Origin of the sequence: Peribacillus asahii, assembly GCF_003570725.1 — a bacterium.
In the GTDB taxonomy this organism is placed as follows: Bacteria; Bacillota; Bacilli; order Bacillales; family DSM-1321; genus Peribacillus; species Peribacillus asahii.
Genome location: NZ_QWVS01000012.1, coordinates 1 through 13,214 on the forward strand (window position 1 = coordinate 1; position 13,214 = coordinate 13,214).

Annotated in this window: 11 protein-coding genes; 1 reads left to right on the forward strand and 10 read right to left on the reverse strand. The window is 38.3% G+C overall.

All coding sequences use genetic code 11. The annotated features are described in order from the left end of the window. Positions 1-100: 100 nt before the first annotated feature. From glpX to D1953_RS05790, 5 genes are all read right to left on the reverse strand, one after another. Entirely contained in the window at positions 101-1,063 is a 963-nt protein-coding gene (gene glpX, locus D1953_RS05770; protein ID WP_119116219.1) for a class II fructose-bisphosphatase, read from the reverse strand. 107 nt (positions 1,064-1,170) lie between these two features. After that, positions 1,171-2,454 (reverse strand): UDP-N-acetylglucosamine 1-carboxyvinyltransferase, encoded by a 1,284-nt coding sequence (locus tag D1953_RS05775; protein ID WP_119116220.1) that lies wholly within the window; start codon positions 2,452-2,454, stop codon positions 1,171-1,173. Positions 2,455-2,752: 298 nt separating this feature from the next. After that, entirely contained in the window at positions 2,753-3,403 is a 651-nt protein-coding gene (fsa, locus tag D1953_RS05780) for a fructose-6-phosphate aldolase (protein WP_119116221.1), read from the reverse strand. A 101-nt stretch (positions 3,404-3,504) separates the two neighbouring features. Continuing rightward, complete coding sequence (locus D1953_RS05785) at positions 3,505-4,362, reverse strand: class II fructose-bisphosphate aldolase (protein ID WP_119116222.1); 858 nt, start codon at positions 4,360-4,362, stop codon at positions 3,505-3,507. Between the two features lie 358 nt (positions 4,363-4,720). Continuing rightward, on the reverse strand, positions 4,721-5,092 hold the full coding sequence (locus D1953_RS05790) for a response regulator (RefSeq protein ID WP_119116223.1): 372 nt from the start codon (positions 5,090-5,092) through the stop codon (positions 4,721-4,723). A gap of 228 nt (positions 5,093-5,320) precedes the next feature. On the opposite strand from D1953_RS05790, the gene D1953_RS05795 reads away from it, so the two are divergent. After that, entirely contained in the window at positions 5,321-5,848 is a 528-nt protein-coding gene (locus D1953_RS05795) for a DUF2529 domain-containing protein (RefSeq protein ID WP_119116224.1), read from the forward strand. A gap of 70 nt (positions 5,849-5,918) precedes the next feature. On the opposite strand, the gene D1953_RS05800 is transcribed toward D1953_RS05795, so the two are convergent. The 5 genes from D1953_RS05800 to D1953_RS05815 all read right to left on the reverse strand — a co-directional run bounded on the left by D1953_RS05800 (position 5,919) and on the right by D1953_RS05815 (position 13,190). Further along, on the reverse strand, positions 5,919-7,526 hold the full coding sequence (locus tag D1953_RS05800) for a CTP synthase (protein ID WP_119116225.1): 1,608 nt from the start codon (positions 7,524-7,526) through the stop codon (positions 5,919-5,921). 498 nt (positions 7,527-8,024) lie between these two features. Next, positions 8,025-8,624 (reverse strand): DNA-directed RNA polymerase subunit delta, encoded by a 600-nt coding sequence (gene rpoE / locus D1953_RS05805; RefSeq protein ID WP_342769222.1) that lies wholly within the window; start codon positions 8,622-8,624, stop codon positions 8,025-8,027. Between the two features lie 231 nt (positions 8,625-8,855). After that, positions 8,856-8,990 carry a hypothetical protein gene (locus D1953_RS21910; RefSeq protein WP_281271528.1) on the reverse strand — a complete coding sequence of 45 codons (135 nt, stop codon included), beginning with the start codon at positions 8,988-8,990 and terminating at the stop codon, positions 8,856-8,858. 271 nt (positions 8,991-9,261) lie between these two features. Next, the gene (gene icmF, locus D1953_RS05810; RefSeq protein ID WP_119116227.1) at positions 9,262-12,528 is read right to left on the reverse strand and encodes a fused isobutyryl-CoA mutase/GTPase IcmF; all 3,267 of its coding nucleotides are present in this window, start codon (positions 12,526-12,528) and stop codon (positions 9,262-9,264) included. Between the two features lie 14 nt (positions 12,529-12,542). After that, positions 12,543-13,190 (reverse strand): TetR/AcrR family transcriptional regulator, encoded by a 648-nt coding sequence (locus D1953_RS05815; RefSeq protein WP_119116228.1) that lies wholly within the window; start codon positions 13,188-13,190, stop codon positions 12,543-12,545. Positions 13,191-13,214: the final 24 nt, after the last annotated feature.

Genomic DNA, 13,214 nt, shown 5'->3' on the forward strand with positions numbered 1-13,214 from the left:
CACCACCTAGATAGTTGCCATGCCTGGCACACTAGGGAAAGCGAGCGATCATCATCGCCCGCTTTTTCATAAATGACATGCAAATATTTTAATCGTTCAATTAACCCACAAAACCGTTCGGTTTAATCGCAATGCTGTGACGTCCTTCAACAAAACGAACAGTACCTGATTTTGCACGCATAACAACTGAATGAGTTGAACCATAATGTCCTTTAAATTGAACACCGCGTAACAATTCTCCATCTGTTACCCCTGTTGCCGCGAAGATAGCATCATCACCGCGAACAAGATCTTCCATACGAAGAATTTTATTTACATCAAGGCCCATTTTCACGCAGCGAGTTAATTCTTCATCACTCTGTGGAAGTAACTTCCCTTGAAGTTCTCCACCTAAGCATTTTAATGCAACAGCAGAAATAACACCTTCTGGAGCTCCGCCTGAACCAAATAAGATATCGACACCTGTTTGATCAAAAGCTGTATTAATTGCCGCAGCTACATCACCATCATTAATGAGCTTAATTCGTGCTCCCGCTTCGCGCAGTTCATGAATAATTTTAGCATGACGATCGCGATTTAAGACAGTCGCTACTACATCTTGAATGTCTTTATTTTTTGCTTTAGCAACAGCTTTCAAGTTATCCAAAACAGATGCATTTATATCAATCTGTCCAACCGCTTCCGGCCCAACAGCGATTTTATCCATATACATATCAGGAGCATGAAGAAGATTGCCTCGATCAGCGACAGCTAACACGGCTAATGCATTCCAACTACCAGATGCAACGATATTCGTTCCTTCTAAAGGATCTACAGCTATATCAACTAAAGGTCCGATTCCCGTCCCTAATTTCTCGCCGATATATAACATAGGAGCTTCGTCCATTTCACCTTCTCCGATAACGACCGTTCCTTGCATAGGAATTGTATTAAATACATCACGCATTGCTGTAGTAGCAGCATCATCTGCTTCGTTTTTCTTTCCGCGTCCCATCCAACGTGCAGAAGATAAAGCTGCTGCTTCTGTAACGCGAACAAGCTCCATTGATAAGCTTCTTTCCATTACTGGTTCCTCCTCAGTGTTCACTAACATATATGACTTGTTATATTTTTAAACCAACAATAGTATAACACATTATATCATATACGATAACACAATAAGAGAAGAATTCAGCTTTTTAGCTGTTCTACTTCTTCTTGCGTCATTTTTTCACGCCAAATAGTCGCTCCGAGCCCCGAAAGCTTCTCTACTAAATGGCTATATCCACGATCAATATGCTCAAGTCCTGTTACTTCAGTCACCCCTTCGGCCATAAGACCTGCAATAACAAGAGCAGCTCCTGCTCGTAAATCGCTCGCTTTGACCTTCGCACCTTGCAACTGAACCGAACCGTCAATAATTGCGGATCTTCCTTCGACTTTAATCTTCCCATTCATTCGACGAAGTTCATCAATATGCTTAAAGCGAGCACCATAGATCGTATCTGTAACAATGCTTGAACCGTTAGCCCTCGTTAATAAAGAGGTAAATGGCTGCTGTAAGTCCGTTGGAAATCCAGGATATACAAGCGTCTTAATATCAACGGCTTTCAATCCCTCTCCTCGTGAAATAAACATTTGATCATCTGCCACTTCAATTTGAACACCCGCTTCACGAAGTTTAGCTGTAACAGATTCAAGGTGCTGAGGGATCACATTATCAATTAAAATCCCTTCTCCTACGGCTGCTGCCAAAATCATAAACGTTCCCGCTTCAATTCGGTCTGGAATAATCGTATGGCGACAACCATGCAGATGCTCTACTCCATCAATGCGAATAATATCCGTTCCCGCCCCTTTAATTTTGGCACCCATGTTCGTGAGTAACGTAGCAACATCAATGATTTCCGGCTCTTTTGCTGCATTTTCAATCACGGTTCTTCCTTTTGCCAAAACAGCAGCTAACATAATATTAATCGTAGCGCCAACACTTACGACATCAAGGTAAATACGAGCTCCTTTTAATTCATCTGCTCGCAAATAAATGGCGCCTTGTTCATTTGTTACTTTAGCCCCTAATGCTTCAAATCCCTTAATGTGCTGATCGATTGGGCGAGGACCTAAATGACAGCCGCCAGGGAGACCGATAACAGCCTTTTTAAATCTCCCAAGCATAGCCCCCATTAAATAGTAAGAGGCACGAAGCTTTTTCACACGCCCGTTTGGTAAGGGCATAGAAACCATCTTTCTAGGATCTACTGTCATTTCTCCATCTTCAAAACGAACTTGTCCACCGATTTCTTCCATTAACGCTTGTAATGTTTGCACATCTGAAATATCTGGTAACCCTTCAATCGTCACAGGAGAATCCGCTAAAATAGTTGCAGGTATTAGAGCAACCGCACTATTTTTAGCACCGCTTACACGAATGCTTCCTTTCAAAGGATAACCGCCAGCTATTTTTAATTTTTCCATATTAAACTCCCTTCTACGCTAAGCACTGAAGAAGATATTTTAAATAGTTATTTTTTCCAATTGACATGTGCAAAAATCGACAAATTTATTTTTTCATTTTATTAGTGTGCACAAAAATGGCAAATTCATGTAAGAAATTAAGAAAAATAAAAAGAAAACTCGTCGATTGGCTCGCTTTTAAATAACCTAAAGCGTAGTTGCCCATATACGATTTCCATAGACTAAGCAACTACGTCAAAATGACTTCTATACGATTATATAAAGCCCACAAAATACCACGGCTTAGCGAGAAAGACTCTTATTGTTCTGTACGTGAGCTCCAATCCTTAAGAAATGCTTCAATCCCTTTGTCTGTTAGTGGGTGATTGAATAATTGTAGAATAACTTTATAAGGAACTGTCGCAATATGCGCACCTTTTAAAGCAGCTTCTGTAATATGCATTGGATGACGAATAGATGCTGCAATAATTTCCGTTTGAATATCATGAATAGCAAAAATATCTGCAATATCTGAAATAAGTTGTAAACCATTATGCCCGATATCATCTAAACGACCAAGGAATGGTGATACATAAGTAGCTCCTGCTCGAGCCGCTAACAGTGCTTGGTTGGCGCTGAAAATAAGCGTAACATTTGTCTTAACTCCTTTTTTCGAAAGAGCCGCTACCGCTTTTAAACCATCTGGAGTCATAGGCACTTTAATTGTGATATTCGGAGCGATGGCTGTTAGCTCTTCTGCTTCCTTCATCATTCCTTCAAAATCAAGAGCAATAACCTCTGCAGATACAGAATCTTTCACTAAGCTTGTAATTTCTCTTAAACGATCATGAAACGAAACGCCTTTTTCCTTTGCTACTAGTGATGGATTCGTTGTTACACCTGCTAAAATCCCTAAAGCATGTGCTTCACGAATTTCTTCAATATTTGCTGTATCAATAAAAAATTTCATGAGTAAGCCTCCAATAAGTAAGTAATTGATAACAAAGTCCTTTCATGCTAAATGAATGTAACTCCTGCATGAAAGGACATAAGATGGATTATTAAAAAAGATTACGCTTTTCCGTTCGAACCAAATTCACGAATCTTTCCAATAACAGTTTCTTTAATCGCTTCACGTCCAGGTCCGATAAATTTACGAGGATCGTATACTTTTGCATCCTTATTCAAAATATCACGAACTACTTTCGTAAAGACGATTTGATTTTCTGTATTTACATTGATTTTAGATGTTCCAAGTGAGATTGCTTTTTGGATATCTTTCGTAGGAATGCCCGTACCGCCGTGCAGCACTAATGGAACTTTCGTTAAATCACGAACCTCTTCCATTTCTTTATATCCAAGGTTTGGTTCACCTTTATAAGGGCCGTGAACAGACCCAAGTGCTGGAGCAAAGCAGTCCACATTTGTTTCTTTTACTAACTGTTCACACTCTTTTGGATCTGCATAAATAACACCTTCAGCCACAACGTCATCCTCTTGTCCGCCAACTGTTCCTACTTCCGCTTCTACAGATACGTTACGCGCATGTGCATATTCCACCACTTGCTTTGTTGTACTAATATTTTCTTCAATTGGGTGATGAGACGCATCAATCATGACAGATGTGAAACCAGCATCGATTGCTGCTTTACACTTCTCAAAGCTTGATCCATGATCTAAATGAATCGCAACAGGAACTGTAATGTTCATATCCTCCAGCAACCCTTTAACAAGCATTACAGTCGTTTTAAATCCACCCATATAGCGGGCAGCTCCCTCAGATACTCCTAGAATAACCGGAGACTTCTCTTCTTCTGCTGCAGCTAAAATAGCTTGTGTCCATTCTAAATTATTAATGTTGAATTGCCCCACTGCATATTTTTCTGCAAGTGCTTTGTTCAACATTTCTTTCATTGAAACTAAAGGCATGTTTGTTCCTCCTATGTAAATAAAAATCTAAGTGTTTTTTACAACATGTATTCAATCTCTAGCTATACCCTTAAATGACTCTGGTCAATCGCTTAGAGTTCATGTTTTTTCTCTTTTAGCATATCAATACATGAAAAAAACAGCAACAAATACCCCATGTTTATTTACTTACTTTTAGGCTATATTTTATTATTATTTATTCCTGCTCCGGCATCTTGAAAGACGTGAGAAACTACTTTTCATAACAACACGGCTGTTCTTTTCATAAGGACAGCCGTGTTGTTATAGTTAGAAAGAGCTAAAGCGTGTCCATATACCGTTTCATTCTCATAGGAAACACTTATTGAACATTGCCGAATTAATTAGATTGAATCGGTAAATAATCCCGGACAGCTTTTCTTATATCATCAATATCAAATGGTTTAGCAAAATGAGTAATAGCTCCTAATTCCTTCGCTTCCTGAATCATATCGAGTTCTCCGTAAGCTGTCATAATAATCACTCGAATCTCAGGTTTAATTTTCTTTACTCGTTTTAAAATTTCAATGCCATCCATACCTGGAATTTTCATATCTAATAAAACTAAATCAGGATCATGTTGGTGAACGATTTCGAGCGCCTGTACACCGTTTGCTGCTTGATAAGTTTCATATCCTTCTCGAACCATAACCTCATTTAACAAAATCCTAATTCCAAATTGATCGTCGACAATTAAGATTTTCCCCGCCATACTACCACCTCTTCTTTATCTCCTGATTTTTCGTACAAACTATTCTCTCGCTTCATAATTCGCTAATAATGATAAAATTCCTGCATTAGCGCATTAGTAATATACATTAACATTTATCACTATTTTATCCTTTTTCTCCATAATGTACAGACAAAATCATTCAATTCGTGAAAAACTGCAATTTCTGATAGTATGAAAAGAAAAAATGAAAGGAAGCTTACACACTCCATGTTGAAAATATTTTCTACTCAAATTAATGGGTTATTTAAAAAAATGATAGACCAGGAAGAATTTAATATAGAAGATGCCGCTCGGCTCTTAGCTCAAGCCGTTATCGGTGAAGGATCCATTTATATATATGGATTTGAAGAAATGGACGGTGTAACAAAGGAGGCCTTAAGCGGGGTTGAACCTTTACCTTCAGCAAAGGTCTATTATCTTGATGAAGCACTAACACTTGGCTCTGAAGATCGATTCTTATTGTTCAGTCGATTCTCTAACGACCCAGAAGCCGTTCGATTAGCACAACGATTACAACAAGCGGACATTCCTTTTGTTGCTGTATCGACCGTTGTTGAAGCAGAGGGCGATTCTCTCGCTACACTCGCTGATGTACATATTGATTTACGCGTACAACGAGGATTAATTCCAGATGAATTAGGCAACCGAGTCGGCTACCCTACTTTATTAACCGCTTTATTCGCTTACTATGGCATTAAATTTACCATAGAGGAAATTTTACAGGAGTATCAGTGAATCAGCGGAATTCCTCCTGAAAACAAACAGAAACAGAGGCTGCCCAATTGGACAGCCTCTGTTTATTTTTTTACACGTTTTCGCTGCGTTGTAATGCCGTACCAACAAAGTCACGGAATAACGGCTGCGGGCGATTCGGGCGTGAAATAAACTCTGGATGGAATTGTGATGCTACAAACCAAGGATGATCTGTCAACTCTACGATTTCTACTAGACGTCCATCTGGGCTTGTACCAGAGAAGACAAAACCAGCTTTCTCCATCTGTGGACGATATTCATTATTGAACTCATAGCGATGACGGTGACGTTCGTAAACAACAGCTTCTTTATATGCTTCAAACGCTTTTGTTCCTTCTGTCAATTTACATGGGTATAATCCAAGACGAAGCGTTCCACCTAAATCTTCCACATCTTTTTGTTCAGGAAGCAAGTCGATAATTGGATTTTTTGTCTCTGGCTTAATTTCCGCTGAATGTGCATCCGGTAAGTTTAATACGTTGCGCGCATACTCAATAGATGCCAGCTGCATACCTAAGCAAATGCCAAGGAACGGAACTTTATTGACACGTGCATATTCAATCGCCACAATTTTCCCTTCAATTCCACGGTCACCGAAACCGCCTGGAACAAGAATACCATCTGCACTTTGAAGTAATTCTTCCACATTTTCTTTCGTAACATGTTCAGAGTTAATCCAATCAATTTCAACATCCGCATCGAAAGAATAGCCAGCATGTTTTAATGCTTCTACAACAGAAAGGTAAGCATCTTGTAATTCAACATATTTCCCAACAAGAGCAATTTTTGTTTTCTTTGTAAGAGATGTTACTTTTGCTACAAGCTCTTTCCAATCTTCCATATCCGCTTGACCACAATCTAATTTCAAATGATCACAAACGATTTGGTCCATGTTTTGTTCTTGCAATGAAAGCGGAATCGAGTATAGCGTATCTGCATCTTGACATTCAATAACAGAATCTTTGTCAATATCACAGAATAACGCTAGTTTATCTTTCATATCTTGTGAAATAGGTTTCTCAGTACGTACAACGATGATGTTTGGTTGAATACCAAGGCTGCGAAGTTCTTTTACACTATGCTGAGTTGGTTTTGTTTTCAATTCACCCGCTGCTTTGATATATGGAACAAGCGTACAGTGAATGTACATTACATTGTCACGACCAATATCACTCTTAATTTGACGGATTGCTTCTAGGAATGGAAGAGACTCGATATCCCCTACAGTTCCTCCAATTTCTGTAATAACAACATCAGCATTCGTTTCTTTTCCAGCACGGAAAACACGATCTTTAATTTCATTTGTAATATGCGGAATAACTTGAACTGTTCCACCTAAATAATCACCGCGACGTTCCTTTTTCAACACCGTTGAATAAATTTTACCTGTTGTTACGTTACTATGTTTACCTAGGTTAATATCGATAAAACGCTCATAGTGGCCTAAGTCTAAGTCTGTTTCTGCTCCATCATCTGTTACGAATACTTCTCCATGTTGATATGGACTCATAGTACCTGGATCCAAGTTAATGTATGGATCAAATTTTTGAATCGTTACATTTAATCCTCTATTTTTTAAAAGTCTCCCTAAAGAAGAAGCTGTAATCCCTTTACCTAGGGAAGAAACTACTCCACCTGTTACAAAAATATATTTGGTCATGATATGTCCTCCTCTTAAAGTTATCAACCAATGCTGTTGATTTAATTACTGCTCAGATGCTTACCCAGCAACGCGCACATCCTCTGTTCATCCTACAACTTCCACTCGGCTTCCTACCTAGTTTCTACTTCTTTAAAAAATTCATTTGAAAAAATAAAAAAATGATGTCATTGTTCATTCCATCATCTGTAGTCCATTACCGATTAAAAGCTGTACATATACTAGCAGCTCTTGTTTTACCTATACTAACTTACTCAGCCCATTACAAGCCAAGCAGTACAAGACAATTACACTGTGTTATATAGCGCCATTCATTTTTTAACCTATTTCATTTAATGAAAAGGCATAACTAACGAAAGTCTCATAAAAAATACACCCAAAAATAAAAACGCTCCACCTACTAGTGTAAGGGAGCGATATCATTCATCATTGTGTCCTTTTTAAGGAGCCCAAAAATGATTCTACAAATTTCGTCATGAAAAGTCAAGCCCGATTATTTTACTTTTTATCTTCCTCATCTTCGAATAATTCGTCTTCTTCCTCTTCTTCGTCTTCTTCGTCCAGCTCAAATTCTTCATCTTTTAATAAATCTTCATCCAAATCTTCTTCTTCATCTACGTCATCGAGAAGATCATCATCTAAGTCATCATCATCATCAAGAAGATCGTCATCTTCACTATCATCAAGATCTTCTGCCAAATCCTCAAGATCTTCATCAAATTCTAAATCTTCATCATCTAATTCATCGAAACCGTCAAGCACAGCAGCTGCAGCCTTTTTCGATTTCTTTTTCTTTTTCGGTTTATCTGTATGTACGACTTCTTCTTCCACTTGATCGACTGGATACCAGATTTTTAATCCCCAACGATTTTCCCCAAGTGAAGTAAAGCGACCATCTACATTTAAATCTGTATAGAACTGAGCAATTTTAGACGCAAGTTCTTCTTTTGATACACCTTTTAATGCAGCCATTTCTGCCACTAAATCATTAAAAAAGACTGGCTCATTTTTCTCTACTAATAAATCGTATGCTAATTCAATTAACGACATTTCTGCCAATTGTTCTTTTGAGCATTGTTGTAAACTCAAATGACACACTTCCCTTCTCTATTTAAACAGCTTCACTTAACCATTCTATTTTTGATAGGCTCTGTTATATGACATTGTTGCCTTTTGAATAATAGTATTAATTAGCCTTTTAATCAACCATTTAACTAGAACTTGATAGGCACAGCTCCAGCTAAACATATAAACCATTATAAACAAATTGCAGAGGTTTATGCTAGTTCAATCTAAATACTTTCACAGTTTTTCCCTATTTTAATCCTCTTACTTTACTTTCCTTTGACGATAAGCTGCTACAAAACAAATAATCGATAAAATTAGAAAAGCAATTGCTCCTAATTGATGTTCATATAATGTGATACAGACAAACAAAGTGAACACACAACCGATAATTATCATAAGCAGTCTCATTACATCTCTCAACTCCAAAATGGGGTATTCCCTGTTTTATCATCTATTATAATCGAAAAGTCTGCTAAACGAATGGTATATAATGAAACTCAACCTAGTTCTTTTTCTTTATTCTGTTATAGAAAGCTGTTGATTTTTGGCCCATTTCGTGCGGAATTGAGGTTTCGTACTCCTTTTCTTAAGACCATGTGATGAACAGAACTGACAAATCAACAATAAAAAGAAGGTTGTCGAACATGTTCGACAACCTTCCTCCCTTTTACGTATTTCTTCTATATTTTCCGCCAACTTCATATAAAGCATGAGTAATTTGGCCAAGGCTTGCAACTTTAACCGTTTCCATAAGCTCTACGAAAAGATTTTCTCCATTTAACGCCGCTGCTTTTAGACGGTTGATTGCCTCATCATATTGAGGTTTATTTCTTTCTTGGAAAGCTCGAAGGTTTAAGATTTGACCTTCTTTTTCTTCGTACGTTGATCGAGCGATTTCCATATTGTCAATTTCTTCAAGAGAAGGAGGATTTGGATTCAAATACGTATTAACGCCGATGATCGGTAATTCTCCACTATGTTTCTTCATTTCATAAGTCATTGACTCTTCTTGAATTTTCCCACGTTGATACTGCGTTTCCATTGCTCCTAGAACGCCGCCGCGATCATTAATTCGATCGAACTCCTGAAGAACAGCTTCTTCCACTAGTTCTGTTAATTCATCTACAATAAATGCTCCTTGTAGCGGATTTTCATTTTTAGAAAGACCATGTTCTTTCGTAATGATCATTTGAATAGCCATAGCACGTCTAACAGATTCTTCCGTTGGCGTTGTAATCGCTTCATCATAGGCATTTGTATGCAATGAGTTACAATTATCTTGAAGAGCCATTAACGCTTGTAAAGTTGTTCGAATGTCATTAAAATCGATTTCTTGAGCGTGTAGGGAGCGACCAGATGTTTGAACATGATACTTCAGCTTTTGGCTTCGTTCATTTGCTCCATACTTATTACGCATTACCGTTGCCCAAATTCGGCGTGCCACACGCCCAATTACTGTATACTCCGGATCAAGTCCATTAGAGAAGAAGAACGATAAATTTGGTGCAAAGTCATCAATATTCATGCCTCTGCTCAAATAATATTCGACATATGTCAAACCATTTGCAAGCGTGAATGCAAGCTGAGAAATTGGATTCGCTCCAGCTTCTGCAATATGATAACCCGAAATGGATACTGAATAGTAATTTCTTACTTTATTATCAATAAAGTACTCTTGAATATCACCCATTAATTTCAACGCAAACTCTGTAGAGAAGATACATGTATTTTGTCCTTGGTCTTCTTTTAGAATATCCGCTTGAACCGTTCCACGTACCGTTTGTAAAGTATATGCCTTCACCTCTGCATATTCTTTCTCAGTTAACTTACGATTTAGTTCTTGCTCTTTTTTCTCCACTTGTTGATGGATAGCTGTATTCATATACATCGCTAAAATAATCGGTGCAGGTCCGTTAATTGTCATTGATACGGATGTAGACGGATGACAAAGATCAAATCCAGCATACAGTTTTTTCATATCGTCTAACGTACAAACGTTAACACCGCTTTCCCCGATTTTCCCGAAGATATCCGGACGATAATCTGGATCTTCTCCATAAAGAGTCACGGAGTCAAAAGCCGTACTCAATCGCTTCGCATCATCATCCTTTGATAAATAATGGAAACGGCGATTTGTTCGTTCAGGCGGCCCTTCTCCAGCAAATTGACGTTTTGGATCTTCTCCCTCGCGTTTGAACGGGAAAACCCCAGCCGTATAAGGGAAAGAACCTGGTACATTTTCACGATAAACCCAACGTAAAATTTCGCCATAATCCTCATACTTTGGAAGTGAAACCTTTGGAATAGACAGACCTGAAAGACTTTTCGTTTGCAACTGTGTCACGATTTCCTTATCACGGACCTTCGTGACTAATTTCTCTCCTGCATACTGTTCTTTAAGCGCTTGCCATCCCGCTAAAATTTTCCTAGATTCGTTAGTTAATTGAGCGATCGCTTCTTCTTTCAATGCTTCAAGGGCAGCGATTACTCCTTCATTGTTCTCACGATCTTGAACAGCTGCTATTGCACCTTCTAGTTGGAATACTTTTCGAGCAATTCTAGCTTGTTCTTCTGATTGCTTATGATATGAACGAACCGTTTCACTAATTTCTCGTAAATAGTAACGACGATCTGTTGGAATAATCACGTCTTGCTTATGAACTTCCGCTTTCTTTGAAAAACGAGTGCTCCATTGTACACCTGTTTTCTCATTTAACTTTTCGATTAACGCAGCGAATAAGGCATTTGTTCCTTCGTCATTAAATTGAGAAGCAATTGTACCGTAAACAGGCATATCAGCTAAGTCACGGTCAAATTCCTGACGACTTCTTTGATATTGCTTACGAACTTGGTTGCGCGCGTCTTCTGAACCTTTTCGTTCAAACTTATTAATAACAATTAAATCGGCATAATCAATCATATCGATTTTCTCTAACTGTGAAGGAGCTCCAAATTCGCTCGTCATCACATACATTGCTACATCACAAATCTCTGCAATTTCAGCATCGCCTTGACCAATACCGCTCGTTTCTACGACGATTAAGTCAAATCCAGCTGCTTTTGTAACTGAAATGGCATCTTTAATAGCTAAAGAAAGCTCTGTTTTGGAGTTTCGAGTAGCTAAACTTCTCATATAAACGCGGTCTGAGAAAATGGCATTCATTCGAATTCTGTCACCAAGTAAAGCTCCGCCTGTTTTTTGCTTTGTCGGGTCAACCGAAAGAACGGCAACTCTTCGATTAGGTATTTCATTAAGGAAACGACGAATCAATTCATCTGTTAAGGAGCTTTTTCCTGCACCACCTGTCCCTGTAATACCGAGAACTGGAACCGCTTGCTCTGATGTCTTAATTTGTTCAAGGAGGCTCTCCGTTGTAGCCGCTGATTCACAAACAACATCAAACTTATTCTCAGCAAAGGTAATAAATTGCGCAACTGCTTTTACATCGCCACTTAACAGCTCATCCAAACGATTTTGCAATGGCGATTGAACCGTTGGATAATCACACTCCTGAAGCATTAAATTAATCATCCCTTGAAGGCCATACTCTCGCCCATCATCAGGTGAAAAAATTCTTGCAATTCCATAGTCATGCAATTCTTTAATTTCACGAGGGATAATAACGCCTCCGCCACCCGCATAAATCCTAATATGCGATGCTCCCTTTTCCTTCAACAAATCATACATATATTTGAAATACTCAACATGTCCGCCTTGGTAAGAAGACATCGCAATTCCTTGTACATCCTCTTGAATTGCCGCATTGACTACTTCCTCAACAGAACGGTTATGACCTAGATGAATAACTTCTACTCCGCTCGATTGTAAAATACGTCTCATAATATTAATCGATGCATCATGACCATCAAATAAACTAGATGCTGTAACAAAACGAATATGGTGCTTTGGTTTATATACCTCTACTTCACTCATAAGAATCCCCCTCATTAAAATGTTTTAGATTCAACATCCCTCTTGTTCAATATGCCTTTTAATAATAGGTCAGTTTGAAGCTCAATGTACTCTTCTAGATTATATGTTTTATTCAATGCCCATCTGCGGAAGCTCCACATTTGCCCATGTACAAAAATGTTATGAGCCATGAGACATACTTCTTTTTCATTTAATTCAATTTCACCTTTGTCGACACATCGTTGAATCAGTTGCTCAAATATGGAGACCATTTCAATCTCCTTCTTTAATACATAAGATAAAGCATCTTTTGTCAGTGCTTTCACTTCTTGATACATAACAAGCACTTCATCCTGTCTTTCATCAATAGATTGATAGAAGTAAGCAATCGATCGCTTTAATCCTTCAACTGTGCCGTCACTTTTATGAAATTCTTCTTGTAAATTTTCTTGAAACTGTTCATAAATATAATCACACACGAGATATAAGACATCTTCCTTTGAGCGAATATATTCATAAAGAGTGCCAATACTAAACCCAGCTGCTTTAGCAATTTCTCGAGTAGTTGTTCGATGGAAGCCCTTTTCACGAAAAAGAGTTACAGCACCTTTAATCATTTGCTTCCGTCGCTTCTCGACAAGCCGCTCATCCTTAACAGATGCATGAACCTCTCTCTTCTCCATCCTTCCTCTCCTTTATAAAAGGAG